Origin of the sequence: Pseudoalteromonas sp. T1lg75 (assembly GCF_002964705.1) — a bacterium.
GTDB lineage: Bacteria > Pseudomonadota > Gammaproteobacteria > Enterobacterales > Alteromonadaceae > Pseudoalteromonas.
On sequence record NZ_PQCD01000053.1, the window covers coordinates 147,669 to 167,922 of the forward strand.

Annotated in this window: 11 protein-coding genes and 1 pseudogene; 9 read left to right on the forward strand and 3 right to left on the reverse strand. The window is 52.1% G+C overall.

From position 1 onward, the window contains the following. Positions 1-118 precede the first annotated feature (118 nt). Positions 119-3,109: a TonB-dependent receptor gene (locus tag C2M36_RS13310; RefSeq protein WP_105255305.1), complete on the forward strand. Its 2,991-nt coding sequence runs from the start codon at positions 119-121 to the stop codon at positions 3,107-3,109. 108 nt (positions 3,110-3,217) lie between these two features. Continuing rightward, positions 3,218-6,064 (forward strand): discoidin domain-containing protein, encoded by a 2,847-nt coding sequence (locus C2M36_RS13315; RefSeq protein ID WP_105255522.1) that lies wholly within the window; start codon positions 3,218-3,220, stop codon positions 6,062-6,064. A 57-nt stretch (positions 6,065-6,121) separates the two neighbouring features. On the opposite strand, the gene C2M36_RS13320 is transcribed toward C2M36_RS13315, so the two are convergent. Continuing rightward, positions 6,122-7,276: a chorismate mutase gene (locus tag C2M36_RS13320; protein ID WP_105255306.1), complete on the reverse strand. Its 1,155-nt coding sequence runs from the start codon at positions 7,274-7,276 to the stop codon at positions 6,122-6,124. A gap of 443 nt (positions 7,277-7,719) precedes the next feature. Here C2M36_RS13320 and C2M36_RS13325 point away from each other — a divergent pair, with 443 nt between their 5' ends. After that, on the forward strand, positions 7,720-10,725 hold the full coding sequence (locus tag C2M36_RS13325; RefSeq protein ID WP_105255307.1) for a bifunctional diguanylate cyclase/phosphodiesterase: 3,006 nt from the start codon (positions 7,720-7,722) through the stop codon (positions 10,723-10,725). Between the two features lie 49 nt (positions 10,726-10,774). Here C2M36_RS13325 and smrB read toward each other — a convergent pair whose 3' ends face one another. Continuing rightward, positions 10,775-11,338 carry an endonuclease SmrB gene (gene smrB / locus C2M36_RS13330; RefSeq protein WP_105255308.1) on the reverse strand — a complete coding sequence of 188 codons (564 nt, stop codon included), beginning with the start codon at positions 11,336-11,338 and terminating at the stop codon, positions 10,775-10,777. A gap of 268 nt (positions 11,339-11,606) precedes the next feature. Between smrB and prmB the strand changes: the two genes are divergently transcribed. From prmB to C2M36_RS13360, 6 genes and pseudogenes are all read left to right on the forward strand, one after another. Next, positions 11,607-12,542 carry a 50S ribosomal protein L3 N(5)-glutamine methyltransferase gene (prmB, locus tag C2M36_RS13335; RefSeq protein WP_105255309.1) on the forward strand — a complete coding sequence of 312 codons (936 nt, stop codon included), beginning with the start codon at positions 11,607-11,609 and terminating at the stop codon, positions 12,540-12,542. Between the two features lie 41 nt (positions 12,543-12,583). After that, a complete protein-coding gene (gene aroC, locus C2M36_RS13340; protein ID WP_105255310.1) occupies positions 12,584-13,687 on the forward strand; it encodes a chorismate synthase in 1,104 nt (367 codons plus the stop codon). A gap of 82 nt (positions 13,688-13,769) precedes the next feature. Then, positions 13,770-14,324 carry an elongation factor P hydroxylase gene (locus C2M36_RS13345; protein ID WP_105255311.1) on the forward strand — a complete coding sequence of 185 codons (555 nt, stop codon included), beginning with the start codon at positions 13,770-13,772 and terminating at the stop codon, positions 14,322-14,324. After that, positions 14,314-15,444 (forward strand): ATP-NAD kinase family protein, encoded by a 1,131-nt coding sequence (locus C2M36_RS13350; protein WP_105255312.1) that lies wholly within the window; start codon positions 14,314-14,316, stop codon positions 15,442-15,444. Before C2M36_RS13345 ends, C2M36_RS13350 begins: the two co-directional genes overlap by 11 nt. Then, positions 15,444-15,722 carry a YfcL family protein gene (locus C2M36_RS13355; RefSeq protein WP_105255313.1) on the forward strand — a complete coding sequence of 93 codons (279 nt, stop codon included), beginning with the start codon at positions 15,444-15,446 and terminating at the stop codon, positions 15,720-15,722. Before C2M36_RS13350 ends, C2M36_RS13355 begins: the two co-directional genes overlap by 1 nt. 252 nt (positions 15,723-15,974) lie before the next feature. After that, positions 15,975-17,425, forward strand: a pseudogene (locus C2M36_RS13360) (AbgT family transporter). Between the two features lie 66 nt (positions 17,426-17,491). Here C2M36_RS13360 and C2M36_RS13365 read toward each other — a convergent pair. Beyond that, complete coding sequence (locus tag C2M36_RS13365) at positions 17,492-20,092, reverse strand: TonB-dependent receptor plug domain-containing protein (RefSeq protein ID WP_105255314.1); 2,601 nt, start codon at positions 20,090-20,092, stop codon at positions 17,492-17,494. Between the last annotated feature and the right edge of the window lie 162 nt (positions 20,093-20,254).

Below are 20,254 nucleotides of genomic sequence, written 5' to 3' on the forward strand. Positions count from 1 at the left end.
GGGCAAGTTTTACAAACTATTAACTTGTGAAAAGTAAGGCAGTAATAGGAACGTAGGCGACACCCCTCGTCAGCCTTTGTTTGGCGAGCAACAATAAGAGAGATACTTGGAGACTGAAATGGCCAACAATAAGAACAACCGACGAGGCGCGGGTCATGCGCAGCGGTTCACAAAGTCTGCACTGTTTTTAGCAATGATGGCGGCGGGAAATGTGGCGTATGCGGACCCCGGTGCCGAAGAAGACGAAAATAAAAAAGAAATTGAAACCATCGAAGTGCGCGGAATACGTGCTTCAATGGCAGAAAATATGGCGATTAAGCGCCTGTCCAACGCCATTGTCGATGCCATTACCGCCGAAGACATAGGTAAGTTTCCCGATAAGAACGTCGCGGACTCCTTGCAGCGAGTTCCCGGTATCGTTATCTCCCGCAGTGGCGGTGAAGGGGAAAACGTTAGTATTCGCGGCTTATCATCGGATCTAACCTTTACCCAACTCAATGGCAACTTTATTGCCTCGTCTCCGGGCTCACCGTCACGTTCATTTAGTTACTCCTTACTGCCTTCGACCATGGTGCAGTCGGTGGAGGTCTTTAAGTCTTCCGAAGCGCGTTTAGACGAGGGCGGGGTGGGCGGTACCGTGATTATTCACAGCCGTCAGCCCCTGAATATGGAGGCCAACTCCGGCGCCCTAAATGTTGAATATACCTATGCCGATGTCAGCGAAAAATATGAGCCTAACTTCAGCGGCGTGTATTCGTGGAAAAATGATGATGAGAACTTGGGTCTCTTAGTCGGCTATTCGCGCCAGGACCGCACTAACCGCTCACTGAGCGGCGATATGAGCGGCGGCGGTGGCTGGCGCTGGGCGACCAGCTCGGATTTACCCGCGGTGGATACCCAAGGCAACGAAATTACGGACAGCAGCCGTCGTTTTGCCGCCTTAGAGGATGCCTATGGCAATGTTTATGATGGCGTTTGGGCGCCTCAGGTTGCCGGCGTTGGGGTAACAAAAGAAAAGCGTGAGCGTGAAGGGATTCAAACCACCTTGCAATGGCTGCCTATGGACACCCTGGAGCTGACCTTTAACTACTTCCATTTTGAACTGGGCCAAGACAGAACCACCTCGCAAATGTGGATCCCCGAATGGAAATACAACCCCAATCATTTGGTTGGGGTTGAGCTTGACCAAAGCGGCACCATAGTGACGGGGATGGACTTTACCACCGGCGCAGGTGGCACCGAGGGAAATATGGAGTTTCCTTGGATAATAGGTAGTTACACCCTTGAAGAAGACACCTCAGATACCTACGACTTCGGTTTTGAATACAGCGGCGAGGTGTATGACTTAAAAGGTAAATTTGGTCGCACCGAGGCCAGTGGTGGCCCTTCCGAGTCATGGCGAGCAGCCTACAAAAGTGGCCAGCCTGCCGGTCGCAGTGATTCCGGTATGGTGGAAAATGCCGCGGCCTTCGCCGGTTGGCGTTTGGGTGATCGCGTCTCCTTATATACCGATCCAGCCTTGTTGGATAACCTGCTGGCCGGTGTTGCCGGCGACCCGGATCCGGGCTCGACCGGCTCGAGTTATATCGTCAGTGATTTGGAAGAAGACTATGCGCAACTGGACTTTAGCTACCACTTGAGCTCGGGGTGGGTCGATACCCTGCGGGTGGGGGTGAAACACCGTAAAACCAGCTTGCACCGTGAGACCAATAACACCTTCTTTATCACTCAAGAAGGGGCGGCAGGCATTGCCAACGGCACACTTGATCCATTTAGCCAAGGTGCCATCGACGAGGTTTCCTACCAGTGGATTGGCGGCATGCCAAACCTGGAGGATGTGCTTAATAGTCGCTCTGAGCAGAATATTCCCGGCGGCTTTGATGTCAATGTTATGCCCACCATTAACTGGGATAAATACCGCGATATCGTCACCAATGAATACGCTAAATATACCCGCAAAGAGCCGGATTTCGTCTTTGATATCGAAGAGAAAATTACCGCAGCCTATGTGCAGGCGGATTTTTCCTATGAAAGTCTGCGCGGTAATGTCGGTGTGCGTTACGTAAAAACCGAAACCGATATTATGTCCTCGGACAAAATCAATTTCTTCCTGGACGATATTGATGATGTCACTCAGGAGGATATTCTTGGTGAGCGTCGTTTAATCGACGTGGAAGAAACCATTGGCCGTACGTCTACCGACCATCAATTCTTACCCAGCTTAAACCTGGTGTGGGATGCCACCGATAACCTGGTGCTGCGCGCCGCGGCGGCGAAAACCATGTCTCGTGCCCCATACAACGACCTAGGGGCACCGGAGCAATTAACCTTTATCTCCCAGGAATGGGCGGACGACCGCCTGGAGTTCCGTGGCAACCCGGTTGAACCTGGCTGGCAGGGCTCAGGTGGTAACAAGGATTTAAAACCCTATGAGTCGGTGCAAACGGATATCTCCGCCGAATACTATTATGGTGACGGCTCTGCGGTGGGTATTGCCCTGTTTAACAAGGACGTAGATAACTTTATCGTGCCCTTGATCATCACCTCAACCCGTGCGTTTGATGGCTTCACCAACCCCAATACCGGCGAAGTGATCGTGCCCGAAGGGGAGATCACGGTGACGCCGTTTACCACCACGGCCAATGGTACCAATGCTACCTCGCGCGGTATTGAGATATTCGCCCAGCACGCCTTTGATAATGGCTTCGGCATTAACACCAACTACACCCTAAATGATACCAACCAGGCGGATGTCAGTGTCGATGGTGAAAAGGTCGGTGAGTCGGCTCTGGTGGGCAGCGCCGATAACCAGTTCAACTTCTCTGCTTACTTTGAGAACGACACCTTCAGCGTCCGCGCTTCGTACAACCGTCGCGGTAAAACGGCCCTGGGCCTAGCCGATGGCCTGACCGTGTACCAGGAGCCGTACCAACAGGTTGATGTTAATGCGTCATACAGCTTGATGGATAACCTGTCCTTTAGCGCCTCGGTGATCAACTTGACCGAGGAAGAGCCCAGAACCTTTTACGGTGAGGACAGCAAGGCCAGGTTACGCAGCAGCAGCTACAGTGGTCGTCGCTACTATGCCGGCTTAACGTATCGTTTTTAATCAACTCATTATGTGACATGCGCATCTAGGCCCTAATTGATGGCAAGAAAGAAGAGCAATAATGGCCAGCTTCGGGCGGTGCGCATCAGTAAAGAACAAGGTAGCAATATGAAAAAGTCTAATTTAATTAAGGTGACCTCGGTCCCTTTGGTGCTCTGTACCCTGCTCAGTGGTTGTGGTGGCAGCGATGATCCAAACCCTCAGGAGGTGCCGGTTACCCCGGCGAGTACGGCCGCTGAGCTGGCAGGCTCGGTAGTCAAGGGCACGCTCAGTGGCGCGCAAATCAGTGTGGCCAGCCTAAATGGCACGGCGCTTGGCATCGATGCCGAGGCCATCAGTGATAGCGATGGCAAGGTGTTTTTCACCGTCAGTGGCGCACCAGGATTTGGTATTAATACCACGGTGAAGGTGACAGCCAGTACCACCGCACAATCAAGCATGGTGTGTGATGCCCTGATGTGTGGTGATGCGCAAATTGCCCAAGAGCTAAGCGGTGAGACCCTTGCCGGTGCGCAGTTAAGCACCTTAACCCAGGTTAGCGTGCCCTATGGCAATCAGACCGATGGCGAGGCGGATGCGACCATGCAGGTCAATGCCCTGACCACGCTGGCGACGTTTTTAGTGGAGCAGGAAATTGCCAATGGCCGCAATGTCTCCAGTGCAGATCTGATGGCCCTGGCACAAGCGGAAATGTCCGCCTTACTGTTACGCGCCATGGGCTGGCAAACCAACAACACCAATGTCTTCGAGCTCCCTGTGGTCAGTGCCCATAGCCTGGCCAACTTTCAGGGTGTAGAGCAATGCGAGACCGATGAGGCCGGTGAGCAGCAATGCCAAACCCCGTTGATCGATGACGCCAGTATTAAGTTGTCCTTGCTCAATGCCGCTTTTGCCCAGCTTGATGGTGATGAAACCTTGGCCGGCAATATCTCGGTGGCGCAGGCTGATTTAAGTGCGGCCTTGGCGGACGATGCCGAGGCGCTAGAGCGTTTTCGCCAACGTCTGTTCGATGCCATTGAGCAGCACCCACTTACCGCTGAGCTTGGCCTCAGCGCTGCGACCATCGTTGATTTAACCCTGCCGCTGTTTGATGAGGCGAGCAGCACAGGGCCGCTGAGGGAAGTGAGCACGGTGCAAACTATGCTGGATGCCACCATCAGTGCCCGCAATGCCATCAGTGATGCGGAAAGCGCCGACAAGGCCTTCGATAAAGACTTACAAAGCAAATGGCTTGATCATAATGATTGGCAGGGCGCTCCCAGTGTCGAGGACCCGTCCTGGTTGCAGGTGGACTTTGCCGCGCCGCAGGCGATCAGCAGCGTGTTCATTACCAGTGCCAACGACGCCCCAGCGCGCGACCCGGAAAATTTCGACATTCTGGCGTCCAACGATGGCGGTCAGAGCTGGGTAACCCTCGCCAGCGTTGTGGGGGCCGCGTTTGATGAGCGCTTTGAGCGCCAGGAGTTTGCCTTTGCCAACGCCCAGGCGTACACCAGCTATCGTATCAATATCACCAAAAATCAGGGCAATGATGGCTTGCTGCAACTGGCGGAAATTGAGTTTGTTGGCCCTGTGCATGTGAGCGTGGACCACAGTGATGACCCACAAGCGATCGCCACGGCGCGCAACAGCATTGGCGATGCCGAGAATCAGGATAAGGCCTTTGATAATGACCCCACCACCAAATGGCTGGATCACAATGACTGGCAAGGTGCGCCCAGTGAAGCGGATCCGTCCTGGATTCAGCTCGACCTCAGTGCTCCAAAAGCGGTCAATGAGCTGGCTATTACCAGCGCCAACGATGCCCCGGAGCGTGACCCGGAAAACTTCTCGCTGCTGGCGTCCAATGATGGTGGCGAAAGCTGGGTAACGCTGGCAAGCTGGGTCGGAGAGGCCTTTGATGAGCGTACCGAGCGCCGGACCTTCGCCGTGGCTAATCAACTGGCCTATAGCAGCTATCGCTTGGAAGTAAGCAAAAATAAAAATAACGATGGCCTGCTGCAACTCGCCGAAGTGGAGTTGATTGGTCCCGAACTTGAGGGGCTGGATCACTCTGTGAGCGATGGCGCCAGCTACAGTGCCCGCTTTAGTATCAGTGACTCAGAAAGCGCGGCGCAGGCCTTTGACCGAGATGTAAGCACCAAGTGGTTGGATCACAATGACTGGCAGGGCGCACCTACCGAGGAAAACCCGGCGTGGATCCAGGTGCAACTTGCCGAGGCGCAGGCCGTGAATGAGTTGATGATCACCAGTGCCAACGATGCGCCCGAGCGTGACCCGGCCAGCTTCTCGCTGTTGGCCTCGAATGATGGCGAAACCTGGCTGTCATTAGCGAGCTGGGCGGGGGAGGAATTTTCCGAGCGCTTAGAGCAACGTAATTTCGCCCTGAGCAATGGCCTTGCTTATTCACATTACCGCCTGTCGGTAAGCGCGAATGCCAACAACGATGGCCTGGTGCAAATTGCTGAGGTGGGCTTTATTGGTCCCCAGTATCAGTTGCAGGATTTAACCGAGCTGCCTGGCACTCTCTTTAGTGCGCGTTCCAGTATTGGCGATGGCGAAAATCAGGATAAGGCCTTTGACAACGACCTGAGCACCAAGTGGCTGGACCATAATGACTGGCAGGGCGCACCAACGGCTGAAAACCCTTCCTGGATACAGGCCGATTTTAGTGCCCCTCAGGTGGTCAGTGAAATCGCCATTACCAGTGCCAATGATGCCCCAGAGCGGGATCCGGAAACGTTTAGCCTGCTCGGCTCAAATGATGGTGGTGAAACCTGGGTGGAAGTGGCGTCCTGGGTCGGCGAGAGCTGGGATGACAGACTTCAGCGGCGCGCCTTTAGCTTCAGCAATGGCTTTGCCTATAGCAGTTATCGCGTGAGTATCAGTAAAAATGCCAATAATGATGGCCTAGTACAAATCGCGGAAATCGAGTTAATTGGTCTTGCAAATTAACCTGCCCACAATGCAAAAGAGCCAGAAGTCATGACTTCTGGCTCTTTTTTTTGCCTGTTAATTCACTTCCACCGCTTGTAACGAGTCGCTTTGATAGCACCCCAGGATGCGCACAAACTGGGTATGATCTTTCAAGGCTTCAAGAGCACGCTGGACCTTGGGCTCGGCCAGGTTGGCGATTAAATCAACATAGAATACTTCTTCCCAGGGGTTGCCCGGTACCGGGCGTGACTCCAGTTTTACCATGTTAATGCCATGCTCTTTAAAGACCATCAGGGCATCGGCCAGCGAGCCCACATGTTGCTCGGTGGCCATAATAAGCGTGGTCTTGGTGGGGATTTGCGTTGATACCTGCATGGCCTTGCGCGCCACAACAATAAAGCGACTGTGGTTCTCACTTTGATTGGCAATGCCGGTTTTTAAGACCTCCAGACCTAAGTGCTTGCCGGCTTCCGCAGAGCCGATGGCGGCACTGTTATCACAACTTAAGGCCGCCTTCATGGCGCTGGTGGTGGAGTCACAGTTTTCCAGTTGTACTTCATTTAAACCTTGAATAAAGCGACTGCACTGGGCAAAGGGTTGGGGGTGGCCGTAAAGCTTGGTAATGTCGCCCAGCTCGGTGCCGGGTTTGACCAGCAGGCAGTGCTCCACCGAGTGGGTTACCTCGCCAACAATGGAGACTTGGGCGTGCTGGAGCAGGTCGAATACTTCATTGATACTGCCAGAGCTGGTGTTCTCGATTGGTAGCACGCCGAAGTCGGCCTGGCCTTTTTCCACCGCGCCGGTGATTTCATCAAACTGGGCACAACCCAGCTCGACCAGCTTACCAGGGCGGCGACTGAAATATTTGTGCACCGCCAGCTGGGAGTAGGAGCCCTGGCCACCCAGATAGGCGACTCGATTGGTCTCTCCCAATACCTCTGGGTTGAGGTTTTGCTGCAGCATGGCCTGCTGATGGAGTACCGAGTCTTCGAGCACCCGCTGAAAGACGCTATTGATGTAGTAGGCATCCAGGCCGAGGGATTTACCGTAGCTGATCAGCTTTTCCAGTAGTTCTTGCTCTCGGGCCTCGTCACGAATGGGCTTGTTATTGGCGATTTTATATTCCACCACCGAATGGCTGATGCGGCGACGCTTTGCCAATAAAATCAACAGCTCAGAGTCGATTTCATTGATGTCTCGGCGCAGTGCCAGGAGCGTATCATTGGTCATTATTAGGTTTCCTCATTCCCAAAACGAAAAAGGCCTCCCGGTTGGGAGGCCTTAGCATGTGTGTGAATCTCACGTACTCGCTCGCGCCTCCCTAACAAGGGTGGTAGATAAAAAAGCGAAAAAATACGAAAGACATAATGTTCATGACTTCAATCTACTGGCATGGGCAGTTAAAAGTCAATAGGCCAATGGCGGTAATGGAGGAAATAATTTTTGCCGCCCTTGGCCTTGCCAAAAAATCACTCACTGGAGACTAAGATATTAATTTATTGGGCGTTTGTTCCCAAAACGACTATATTGATCTTGTTGTTAATTCTTTTGTCTTAGTTGTTAGAGGGTTGGCAAAAATTCGCGTCAAAAAGGGCTATACATAAGCGCTGTGGCTGTTATATTTGCTAGCTGGCTAAAATAATAAAAAACCAGATACTTAAAAAGGATCGGCTGTGGTTTATAGGCGTCCGCCATCTCGATTTGGCATACATTCGTTAAGCATAAAGCTCTCGGTATTGATTTCGGCTATATGCCTGATCGCCGGCATTTTTGCTGCGGTGTTTATGCTCAAGTCCGAACAAAAACAATTAATGTTCCAGGAAAATGAGCAATTAAACCAATACAGTGCGCGGTTTATTGGCCAGTTTGGACAATTAATTGATAGTAAAACCAATATTGCCGAACAAGCCAATGCGGTGGTGGCTCGCGAATTATTTTCCGCTGAGCGTGACTACAGTGCTCCCATGCCCCAGTTTATTGCCACCGATGAGTCCACCCTGCGTAGCGTCACCCCGGATGGTATGAGCGCGGCGGTAATGCCAAAAGCCAATTACTCCCCCTATTATCAACAGCTCTTTACCCGCTCCGAAGCGTTATGGCGCATTATTTCACCCACTCTGACACAAGAATTTTTCAACTACTATCTGTTAACCGCCGATGATTTTGTGCGTATCGCCCCTGCAACCTGGGCCATGGATGCACCGGAAAATTATCGGGCGAATAATGCGGTTAACTTTAGTCGCGTTGGTCCAGAGCTGAACCCCGACAGGTTGGCGGTGTGGACACCTGTGTATTACGACAGAGTAGGGCGCAAATGGGTGGTGAGCATAGTGACCCCCATTTATCAGAACAATGAACATACCGCATTGACCGGTGCCGATATCGAACTAAGCAACTTACTAAGCTTTTTGCCCATTGACGATAAGCATCAGCAGATGTTTGTGGTGGATGGCAAGGGTCAATTGTTGGCGCATCCAAACCTGGATGATGCCACCTATCAGCGTTATGGCCGTGAAGGCCGAACACTGCGTATGTCGGACTTTATTAATCCCCAACTGGTTAAATTAGTTGGTGATGCCTTACGTCTCGAACTGCCGACCATGACCGAAGAATTTGAGTATGACGGCGAACAATACCTGACCACCATCAGCAAGGTTGATGGCCTGGATTGGTATGTGGGTATTTATCGTAAGCAATCCAGTGCGCTCGAAGCGCTGGAGGCGTTGCAGCTTAAGTTTTTAGGGCTGTTTATTCTCTATGCTATCCTGGTTGCCTTGTTACTGCATCAGGCCTTGTATCAACTGGTATTGCGCCGTATTTATCTGCTTGTGGATGCGGTCTCCAGCTTCGGTAAGGGCAAGATGGACACCGAATTTCCACCCGAGGGTAAGGACGAGATAGGCGTGCTTAACGGCTCCTTTAAAGACATGAGTGTGGAGCTGATCAATACCATCACGGGCCTAAATCAACGTATTAAAGAAAAAGACATTGCCGAGCAGGCCGCCAATCGTTTGTCCAAGGCGGTGGCGCACTCGGGCACGGGCGTATTGATCACCAACTATCAGCTGCAAATCGAATACGTAAACCCGAAAATGCTGGAAATGACCGGCTTTGATGAAGAACACTTTACCAATGCCAAATTGCTGAGTGTAATCGCCAAAGAAATGGCGATATTCAACGATGATATCGAATATGATTTACGCACCCGTAATTACTGGCGTGGCGACACCATGTTGGAGCAAATCGACGGGCATGCCTTGTGGGTATCCCTTAGCGTATCACCCATCCGTGATGAGGAAGGGGGCGTCAACAGCTATGTGGTGTCGGCGCAGGATATTTCCTTCGTTAAAGAAAGCCAACGCAAAATGGAGCAACTGGCTTATTTCGATACCCTGACCGGTTTGGCTAACCGTACCTTCTTCCGCATGCAGTTGCGCAAGTCCATGGCACTGGCCGAGCGTGGTCATTATGCCTTCGCCCTGTTTTATTTCGACCTCGATGAGTTTAAGCGTATTAACGATACCTTGGGCCATGATAGTGGTGACCAACTGCTGGTTGAGGTGGCCAATCGCTTGAAGAACCGTTTGCGTACCGAGGATACCATTGCGCGTCTTGGCGGCGATGAATTTGCCGTGCTGCTCAGTGGCATTGAAAGTCAAGAGCGTGCTAAAGAGGTGGCGCACACCATACAACGCACCTTGAACCAGCCTATCACCCTCGGAAATAATGAGGTGATTGTCAGCGCCAGTATCGGTATCACCATGGCGCCGGACGACAGCAGCGAGGAAGACCAACTCCTTAAACATGCCGACTTGGCCATGTACGAGGCCAAGGCCAAGGGCAAGAACACCTATCATTTCTATTCCAGTGAGCTTAACGCCGCCGCCAATGAACGCCTGTATATTGAAAACGAGCTGCGTCAGGGGATTCGCGACAGTCAGTTCCACCTCAATTATCAGCCTCAGGTTGATAGCCGTACCGGTAAGGTACTGGGTTTTGAGGCCCTGATACGTTGGACACACCCTACTCAGGGGGCGATTTCGCCGGTGAAATTTATTCCTATTGCCGAGGCGACCGGCCTCATTGTTGAACTCGGTGAATGGGTCTTACGTGAAGCCTGCCGTTTCTCGGCGCGTCGTGCCCAAGCCGGGCTGGAAGCAAATATTTCTGTGAACTTGTCGGTGCGCCAGTTCCAAGATGCCAACCTGATCCCCTGTTTGGCCAATATTCTTGAGCAAACCAAGGTGGCGCCAAAGAATCTGCATTTGGAGTTGACCGAAAGTATGCTGATGGGAGATGTGGATACCGCTATTTCTCAACTGCACGATATCAAACGCCTTGGAGTGTCGATTTCCATCGACGACTTTGGCACCGGTTATTCGTCGCTCAACTACCTTAAGCGTTTCCCCGTCGATGTGCTTAAGGTCGACCGTTCCTTTGTGCAGGATATTCCACACGATCCGAACGATATGGCGATCACCGCGGCGATCATTGCCATGGCGCAAAAGCTGAACCTTAATGTGGTGGCCGAAGGGGTGGAAACCCGGGAGCAGATGGAGTTCTTAAAAGCTAACAACTGCTTTGTGGTGCAAGGTTATTACTTTAGTCCACCTCTGACCGAGCAAGGCGTTGCCGAGTTGCCGAATGTTATTTTCGGTTACGAAGCGGCATCTGAGTAATGGGTTAGGGCCCATGGCGGGCCCTGATAATGTATGTGTGCGTGCGTTACTAAAGAAGTGGGCTGACATCCACCGGCAGGTCAATCAGAATCAATAAGGCACCCCGGCCACCATACTCCAATGGTGCCTGATGCATGGCGATAATATCCGGATGCTGCACCAGATACTGAGGCACCTTGTGTTTTAAAATGCGCTCGCCAATACCGTGCACTACACAGGCGCAGTGTACATGTTGCTTTTTACACGCGCTGATCAAGGCCGCCAGTTCCAGTTTCACCGTTTCTTTGCTCATGCCATGGCAGTCGAGGATAAGCTCCGGGGCATAGTCACCGCGCCTTAGCTGCTTGGCGAGATATCTGTCTTCACCTTCTTTGACATAGCTAACCGTACCCTGGGTATCGATATCGGGTATGTACTCATCGGAAAAGTAGAATTCCGTTTTACTTTGGCGCTGCACTTGTTGGCGTTCGCCGATATGCTTCTTCTGTGAACTTGCCAGGCGCACCGTGTCGCTTTTCACCCGCTTGGTCGTGCCTATGCTTTGGCGAAATAAATCGATGTCGTCTTGCGAGAGTTCGTTGTTGTCCGAACTCGGAGATTGCTGTTTTTTCATGGCCGAGATTTTGGGGTCTGTTGACCTTTACTGTTTGTTTCTGTTGCAGCTTGTCGCGTATTAATACAAGGCTGTGCATGTGCTAACTGGTGATTCTACATGAATATGAGAAAACACAGTAGCAATACGCGGTGCGCCTATCCCTGGTAGTTTCAGTTAAGGTCAAAGTAAAGCGATTAGATAAACAAGCCCAGGGTAAAAAAAGCATAAAAACCTAGCGCTAAAAAGGCTACAATGGCGACATTATTAGCTGAACTAGCAACAGAATATGAACGACAACCTTATTAGCGACGCTGAACTGCAAGAAGCTCAGCAAGAATTGCAGAGCATTAGCGATTGGCTGCGTTGGACCACCAGTCAATTTAGCGCTCATGGCATTTACTTTGGCCATGGCACCGACAATGCCTGGGATGAAGCGGTGGCACTGATTTTACCGTCATTGCACTTGCCCATGGATGCGCCGCAAAACCTGCTTGGCAGTCGCCTGACCAGCAGCGAAAAGGCACATTTAAGTACGCTTATCGCAAGACGCATTAACGAGCGTACGCCGGTGGCCTATTTGACCAACCAGGCTTACTTTGCCGGCATGCCGTTTTATGTTGACGAGCGTGTGCTGGTGCCGCGTTCGCCCTTTGCCGAGCTGATCAATGAGCAATTTTCCCCTTGGGTTCAGCACCCTGAGCAAATCACGCGCGTGCTTGATATGTGTACCGGCTCGGGCTGTATCGCCATAGCCCTGGCGCAAGTGTTTGACAATGCCCTGGTGGATGCGGTGGATATTTCTCCCGACGCCTTAGCGGTGGCCGACTTCAATATTCAGGATTACCAGCTGGAAGATCGGGTCATGCCTATTCTATCGGACGTATTCAGTGGCGTCGGCGATGAAAAATACGACCTGATCGTCGCCAATCCACCCTATGTGGATGCCGAAGACATGGCCGACTTACCTGAAGAGTTCCACCACGAGCCAGAGCTTGGCCTGGCCTCCGGCGAAGACGGTTTGGATGTCACCCGTGAGTTACTGGCCAAGGCTTCTGCCCATTTGACCGAGCAGGGTTTGTTATTTGTTGAAGTGGGCAACTCTATGGTACATATGGACATGCTTTACCCCGATGCGCCTTTTACCTGGTTAGAGTTTGAACACGGCGGCCTTGGGGTATTTATGATTTCTAAAGCGGAGCTTGATGCCTATTTTGGGCAATAAGACTCGCTGATTTTTCGCGCCATTTGGAATGAGGATGAAATATGGCAGGTAATAGCATAGGGCAGCTGTTTCGGGTGTCCACATTTGGTGAAAGCCACGGCCCCGCACTTGGTGGGGTGGTCGATGGCTGTCCCGCTGGTTTGCAGCTCGATGAAGCCGATTTACAGGGTGATTTAGACCGTCGTAAGCCCGGTCAGAGTCGCTACACCACGGCGCGCCGAGAAGAGGATAGAGTGAAGATCCTCTCCGGCGTGTTCGAGGGTAAAACCACGGGCACCAGTATCGGTTTATTGATTGAAAACACCGATCAACGCTCCAAAGACTACAGCAAGATCAAAGACGTGTTTCGACCGGGCCATGGGGATTATACCTACTGGCATAAATACGGTATTCGTGATTATCGTGGTGGTGGCCGCTCATCGGCACGAGAAACCGCCATTCGCGTGGCCGCCGGTGCTATTGCCAAAAAATACCTGAAGCAGTTTCATGGCATAGAAGTAAAAGCCTGTTTGTCACAGCTGGGTCCCATTAAGGCCGAGCAGTATGATTGGCAGCAAGTCGAGCAAAACGCATTTTTCTTCCCAGATAGCAGCAAGCTTGATGCCCTGGATGAATATATGCGTGACTTGAAAAAACAAGGCGACTCCATTGGCGCCAAGGTTAAGGTGGTTGCCAGTGGCGTCCCTGTAGGCTTAGGTGAGCCTGTGTTTGACCGCCTCGATGCGGAGCTGGCGCATTCGCTGATGAGCATCAATGCGGTGAAGGGTGTTGAAATAGGCGACGGCTTTGCGGTAGTTGAACAAAAAGGCTCGGAGCACCGTGACGAGCTGACCCCCGAAGGCTTTACTTCGAACCATGCTGGCGGTGTGCTTGCGGGGATTTCTACCGGCCAGGACATAGTTGCTAGCATCGCCCTTAAGCCGACCTCCAGCATTACCGTGGTGGGTCAGAGCATTAATACCAGTAACGAAGCGGTGGAGATGATCACCAAGGGCCGCCACGACCCCTGTGTAGGTATTCGCGCCATTCCTATCGCCGAGGCCATGATGGCCATCACCCTGATGGATCATCTATTGCGTCAACGGGGGCAAAACCCCGATGTGCAATTAGAGCACGGGCCGATAGCCGCACAAAGACCCGAATAAAAAACGCAGCCCTAGGGCTGCGTTTTTACTTTAGCGGCCAAAGTCCGTACAATCGCGCGGTGTTTTGAAATTACCCATAGTTATGCACCAGGTAGACGAACTAATCACACTCTTTGAGCGCACATTTTTTGCCACCCATAATACCCGTTTGGTGCGTGGCGATGATGAGCCTATTTATCTGCCCGCTGACGACCAGTGCGACCATCATCGCATCGTCTTTGCCCATGGCTTTTACGCCAGTGCCTTGCATGAAATAGCCCATTGGCTGGTGGCCGGAGAGCGCCGTCGTCAATTGGAAGATTATGGCTATTGGTATTGCCCCGATGGCCGCAACAAGGCGCAGCAACATGAGTTTGAAAATGTCGAAGTGCACCCTCAGGCCATTGAATGGGCGTTGTGTTTGGCCGCCGGTTTTTCCTTTAACGTCTCGGCGGATAACTTAGGTGGTGAGCAGACCTGTCGCTTCTCCTTTCAAAAGCGTGTCTATGATAAACTCCTGACCCTGATAGAGCAGGGTTTTAATGCGCGCACCGAGCAATTGCTTAAAGCCTTGGCGCAGCATTACGGTCAACCATATCCGCTGTGTCGTGCGCAGATACAATGGCAACCTCCAAAGGAACTAGATTATGCAGTTTAAGCTGGGTTTTATTATCAATCCCGTGGCCGGTCTGGGCGGTGCGGTGGCGTTAAAGGGCAGTGATGGGGCCGATACCGCGGCCAAAGCCATGGCCCTTGGCGCTGAGCCCAAAGCGCATCTGCGTGCTCGCGCGGCGCTTGAGCAACTGGTGCCTTATCAAGCGGATTTGACCATTTACACCGTTAATGGCGGCATGGGTGAGCAGGTGGCCCGTGAACTCGGCTTTGATGTTGAGGTGGTGTATCACAGTGCCAGCCCGACCACAGCCGCGGACACCGAGCATGCGGCGCAGTTACTTTGCGATCAGGGCGTTGATCTTATCTTGTTTGCCGGTGGTGATGGTACCGCACGAAATCTGTGTCATGCCATTGGTGAGCGAGTACCAGCTTTGGGCATTCCCGCCGGTTGTAAAATTCACTCCGGCGTCTATGCCATCACTCCTAAAGCTGCCGGGCGCGTGGTGGAGATGCTGGTCAAAGGCGAGCTGGTCACGCTTGGAGAAAGCGATGTGATGGATATCGACGAAGACGCCTTTCGCGCCGGTGCGGTGCGCGCCAAGCGTTACGGTGAGCTGCGGGTGCCAAGCGAGTTGCGCTATGTGCAGGCGGTAAAAAATGGCGCCGGTAAAGAAGTGGACGAGCTGGTGCTTGCCGATATCGCCGCCTATGTGGTCAGCGAGATGGACGAAGATTGGCAATATATCATCGGTTCGGGTTCAACCGTGGCCGCGGTGATGGAAGAAATGGGCTTGGACAATACCCTGCTTGGCGTTGATCTGGTGAGAGACCAGGAATTAATCGGCCGGGATATGACCGCACAACAGTTACTCGAGGCCTGCAAAGACAAGCCGACTAAACTGGTGATCACCCTGATTGGTGGTCAGGGCCACCTCTTCGGGCGCGGTAACCAGCAATTGAGCCCGGCGCTTATTCGCGCTATAGGCAAAGAAAACATTATCGTGGTGGCGACCAAAAGCAAACTGCAGGCGCTTCAGGGGCGACCACTTATTTGTGATACCGGCGACAGCGCCCTGGACGACGAATTATCCGGTTACATCCAAGTAACCACAGGTTTTAATGACCACGTGCTTTATGCCGTGGGCCACAATGAGGAGCAGTAATGCCTTATTCAAATTATGTAGACGCGGCACAGCACTTTTTTGACGACTTGGTTGATCACGCCGATGACGACCAGTTGTTTGCCGGCGGCTATTTACGCGGTCATTTTGACCTGGCCGTGGGTTATGCCCAAGTGGAAAACCTAGCTTTAAGCCCACAGGAATTGAACGAGCAAATCGAACAGAGCCTGGTTAAGGCCTACCGCAATGGTGAACTGACCGATATCGATCGTGATCACATGGTGGCGATTTGGGAGCAGGTAAAAGCGCTCGCCAATTAACGGCTTATACTCCCTAACCAGTTTCAGGCATTGGCACAGTCTAATGCTTTAGCATGTAGCCTTTATGTTAATTTTCAAGTAGTCTGCATGGTGTAAACCGCTCGGGCCCTGTGCCCGAGCGACTGTTTTAAGGTTAGGAGTCACAAAATGAATAATAATAACGGTGACCAGCAAGGAGCTGCACCAGGCGGCGCAATCGCGCGCTTTCTTAACACCATAGAGCGAGTGGGGAATAAATTGCCGGATCCGGCGATGATCTTCCTCTTTGCTATGTTACTTATCTGGGTTTTATCCTGGGCCTTTTCGGGCGTGACCTTTGATGTGATCGACCCTCGCACTAAAGCCCCGATAGTGGTGAATAATCTACTTACTGGCCAGGCCTTGGCGGGCTTTTTGGCTTCCATGTTACAACCTTTACCAGTTTTGCACCCTTAGGCGTGGTACTGGTGGCCATGCTGGGTGTGGGTGTGGCCGAGCATTCCGGCTATATCAATACCGGCATTAAGTTGATGCTTAAACGCACACCTAAGGCGCTGCTGACGCCCATGGTGATCTTGGTGGGTATTGTTTCGCACACAGCCACAGATGCCGGGTATGTGCTGGTAATTCCGCTTGCCGGGGTGATCTTCTATGCTATGGGGCGTCATCCCCTGGCGGGTATAGCCGCGGCTTTCGCCGGGGTAAGTGGCGGCTTTAGTGCCAACTTTATTCCATCGGGCATAGATCCCTTACTGCAAAGCTTTACCCAAAGTGCGGCGCAGATCATCGACCCGAGCATGGAAGTCAACCCGCTTAACAACTATTACTTCACCTCACTGTCGAGCATCTTTATCGTGCTGGTGGGCTGGTATATTACCGACAAAATTATTGAGCCGCGCCTGAAAAGCTCAGAAGTGGACGGCAATACCGATGAACTGCCCGCCTTTGATCAGGCCACGGGTAAAGAAAAGAAAGCCTTTTTAATCGCCACCGGCGTTATGCTGGCCGGCTTGGCCTTGTTAGCCTATGTCGCGAGCTTAGATACGTCACCGCTACGTTCCAAAGATGGCAATCTGGCGGACTTTAGTGCGCCGATTATGCAATCCATAGTGCCGCTGATTTTCTTGCTGTTCTGGATCCCAGGTGCGGTCTACGGCTTTGTTGCCGGTACCTTTAAGAGCTCCAAAGATATGATCATGGCCATGACCAAGTCCATGGAAGGCATGGCTTACTATATAGTTATGGCGTTTTTCTGTGCCTTGTTTATTGCCGCCTTCGCGCAGTCGAATCTCGGTGCCTTGTTGGCCATTGAAGGAGCTGCGGTACTTAAGGCCATGTCGCTGCCAAGCGGAGTCACCATAGTGGGCATCATTTTCTTAACCGCTTTTGTGAACTTGTTTGTTGGTTCAAGCTCGGCGAAATGGGCCTTGTTGGGACCTATTTTTGTGCCCATGTTGATGCAACTCAATATCTCGCCAGACTTAACGCAGGCCGCGTATCGAGTGGGAGATTCCAGCTCTAACATCATTACGCCGCTGATGCCATACTTCCCCTTGGTGGTGGTTTACTGTCAGAAGTATGTTAAGAATACCGGTATCGGTACCCTGATTGCCATGATGCTACCTTACTCCATTGCCTTCTTGGTGGGCTGGAGCCTGTTCTTACTGGCCTATTGGGGTCTGGGTATTCCGCTGGGCATTCAAGCCTCTTATACCTACGGCTAACTAGCTCAGGTATTACAATGCAAATAAAAAGGCCGCTGTTCAGCGGCCTTTTTTACGTCTGGCGTGTTAGTTAAAGCGCCATGTTAGGTTGGTGTAGACATAACGACCACGCGGGTTGTGAACCGAGGATACATAACCGTATAGGTCGGCATCGCCATCACCGATAGCAAACGGTGGATCTTCATCAAACACGTTATTCATACCCACTGAGATACGAATATCGTCGTTAAGGTTATAAGCGCCTTGAATATCTACCAGGGTGTGGGAGTCAACATCACGCGATTTCTGGGTGTCGAAATCCAGGGCACCGTCAAAGTCGATATCCGGGGTGTCTTCGAACGAGCCCACATAACTGATGTTCATGTTGACATTGAAGTCCTGGAACTCCCAGTTGGTGGCAAATAAACCACGGTGACGAGGGTACTCGTACTCGCCGATATATTCACGGCCGTCCTTGTTGAACTCATGCATATATGACCACTCAAGGTTGAACTTGAGCAGACCCATGTCGTCCATATCCATCTTATAGTTGGTGGACAAATCGATACCCGAGGCTTCTTGCGACGACACGTTCTCAAACGTACTGTGCACCTGTTGGATCACACCCAGGCTTTGACCGGCAACGGGAGGAAGACGCACACACACAGTGCTGTTTTGGTCATTACAATGAGTGTTGTAAACGCTACCAAAGTCTTGCTCGTCAATCTTATTGTCTTGCTCGATGCTCCAGATATCCACAGAGATACCGAACTCGTTAACCGGCGCCCAAATAGCACCTAGGTTCCATGACTCCGACTCTTCCGCTTCCAAATCCGGGTTACCGGCAAACTCGATGTTGTAATCAAGTAAGTCACAGTCTTGGCCCGTGGCCTGACAACGGTAGGTATCAACGAAGAACTGACTTTCTTCCGATGGACCTAAGCCAATTTGTGCCAACGATGGTGCACGGAAACCCTGAGCCCATGAACCACGTAGTGAGAACTCACCGGTCGGTGCCCATTTAAAGGCGACTTTCGGGTTAGTGGTTGAGCCAAAGTCACTGTAGTCATCGTGACGACCGGCAAGCTGTAGCTCGAAGTCATCGCTTAGAGGAATGGAGAATTCCACATAAGCAGCCCACTGGTCGCGCTCTGCCGCCGCCGATACCGACTCTGTACCGAAGATCAGACCGCGCTGGAATTGGTCGTCCGGCACATCGCTGACGTCTTCATCGCGGTACTCAAGACCCGCGGCCATCATTACCATATGCTCATTAAACTCAAAGGCTTCGCCGCTGATGCTGGCATCGAATGAGGTCATATGCGACTCACCGCGACGCACTAGGCTGGTGGTGATACGGTCGATGACTTCAGGTGAGTTCTGGACGCCACCGAAGGGATTGTAGTTACCAGCGTCGATTTCCTGCTGTAGGAAGTCAACACGAACCCAGCCCATGGAGCGGTTACCTGTTTGCTCCGATTTACTGCGACCTTTTTGTGCCGCTACTTCCCAGCCCCAGTCGTTGATTTCACCGCGCAGGCCGGCAACGATGCGCAGGGTATCGGACTCGATGTCCCAACGACGAGGACCTGCGTCTACGGTACGGTAACGACCGATTTCAATGTCTTGACCAAAAGGGTTATTAGGGTGGCTGCCTGGAACCGTTAGGCCCGCATCTTCATCCAATGGCGTCGGTGCACCACCGGCTTCCGAGGTATTATGCTGGGCGGCGATTTCCATAAAGGCGGTGATATCATTGTCAAATTTATAGTCGAACTGGGCGATGGCACCAACACGCTCGGCAGGCGGCGTGATAAAGCCATATGGACCGTAATCGAATAAACAGCTGCCGCTGGCGGTGGCGTTTTCAGCCGGGCAATCCGGGTCAATGGTTTTTACGCCATCGACGTAGAAATAGCCTGGAAAGCCCCGCGATGAACGAAAATCCATACCGCCATAAGGCGATTGGTTAGCTGTGCCTAAACGGCCCATTTCATCGGCTTCAAGTCCGGTGTTCTTAAAGTAATCAAGAATAACCGAGGCGCTGCCTTTGGCGCTGGTGGTGCCCCAGACCACGCTGGCGGTGGTTTCTTCATGGTTTGGTCCCGTGGTTCCACCGTAGCCGAGGTTCACCTCGATGCCTTCGATGTCCTTTTTCAAGATCACGTTAACCACACCGGCGACCGCATCGGAACCATAAATGGCCGAGGCGCCGTCTTTTAGGATATCGATACGTTCGATGGCCGACACCGGAATCGAGTTGATATCAACGAAGGAATTGGTAATGCTCTCGGCAAAGGCACTAATGGCTACGCGGCGGCCATTGATCAGTACCAGGGTCGCATCTGGACCCAAACCACGTAAGCTTACCGCGGCACCACCGTTGGCGGTTGAATCCTGGTTATTGCCGCGGGTCGAGAAGGTACCATTACCGGCCACGGGCATACGCTCAAGCAATTGCTGCAGGTTGTCGTAACCCATGTTAGCGATATCTTCTTTGCCGATACTTTGTACCGGTGAAGGACCTTCCATATCGGTGCGTTTAATACGCGAACCGGTTATCTCAATGCGTTCGACGTTTTCCGCCGTTGTCTCTTCGGCTTGCGCTTGAATCGACATGGACAGCGCGCCGGTGCCTAAAGCCAAGGTGAGTGCCGTGCGCAGGGCACTGGGTGTGAACTTTCTCATCCTGAAATCCTTATTATTATCCCTGTGGGGATTTTTCGTTGTCATAATTATCTACTGCTAAGTATCCACGTAGGAGTGTAGTAGAAATTCAGTAGAAACATAGGATTAACATTATTAACAACTTAAAGGCAATGCATCTTTTGGCTGAATCTGTAAAAAAAC

Excerpts from the sequence above, each read along its gene's own strand:
- C2M36_RS13345 (WP_105255311.1), top strand. The coding sequence starts at position 13,770 with ATGCACCAGGTAGACGAACTAATCACACTCTTTGAGCGCACATTTTTT.
- smrB (WP_105255308.1), bottom strand. The coding sequence starts at position 11,338 with ATGAAAAAACAGCAATCTCCGAGTTCGGACAACAACGAACTCTCGCAA.
- C2M36_RS13320 (WP_105255306.1), bottom strand. The coding sequence starts at position 7,276 with ATGACCAATGATACGCTCCTGGCACTGCGCCGAGACATCAATGAAATC.
- prmB (WP_105255309.1), top strand. The coding sequence starts at position 11,607 with ATGAACGACAACCTTATTAGCGACGCTGAACTGCAAGAAGCTCAGCAA.
- C2M36_RS13365 (WP_105255314.1), bottom strand. The coding sequence starts at position 20,092 with ATGAGAAAGTTCACACCCAGTGCCCTGCGCACGGCACTCACCTTGGCT.
- aroC (WP_105255310.1), top strand. The coding sequence starts at position 12,584 with ATGGCAGGTAATAGCATAGGGCAGCTGTTTCGGGTGTCCACATTTGGT.
- C2M36_RS13355 (WP_105255313.1), top strand. The coding sequence starts at position 15,444 with ATGCCTTATTCAAATTATGTAGACGCGGCACAGCACTTTTTTGACGAC.
- C2M36_RS13310 (WP_105255305.1), top strand. The coding sequence starts at position 119 with ATGGCCAACAATAAGAACAACCGACGAGGCGCGGGTCATGCGCAGCGG.
- C2M36_RS13315 (WP_105255522.1), top strand. The coding sequence starts at position 3,218 with ATGAAAAAGTCTAATTTAATTAAGGTGACCTCGGTCCCTTTGGTGCTC.
- C2M36_RS13350 (WP_105255312.1), top strand. The coding sequence starts at position 14,314 with ATGCAGTTTAAGCTGGGTTTTATTATCAATCCCGTGGCCGGTCTGGGC.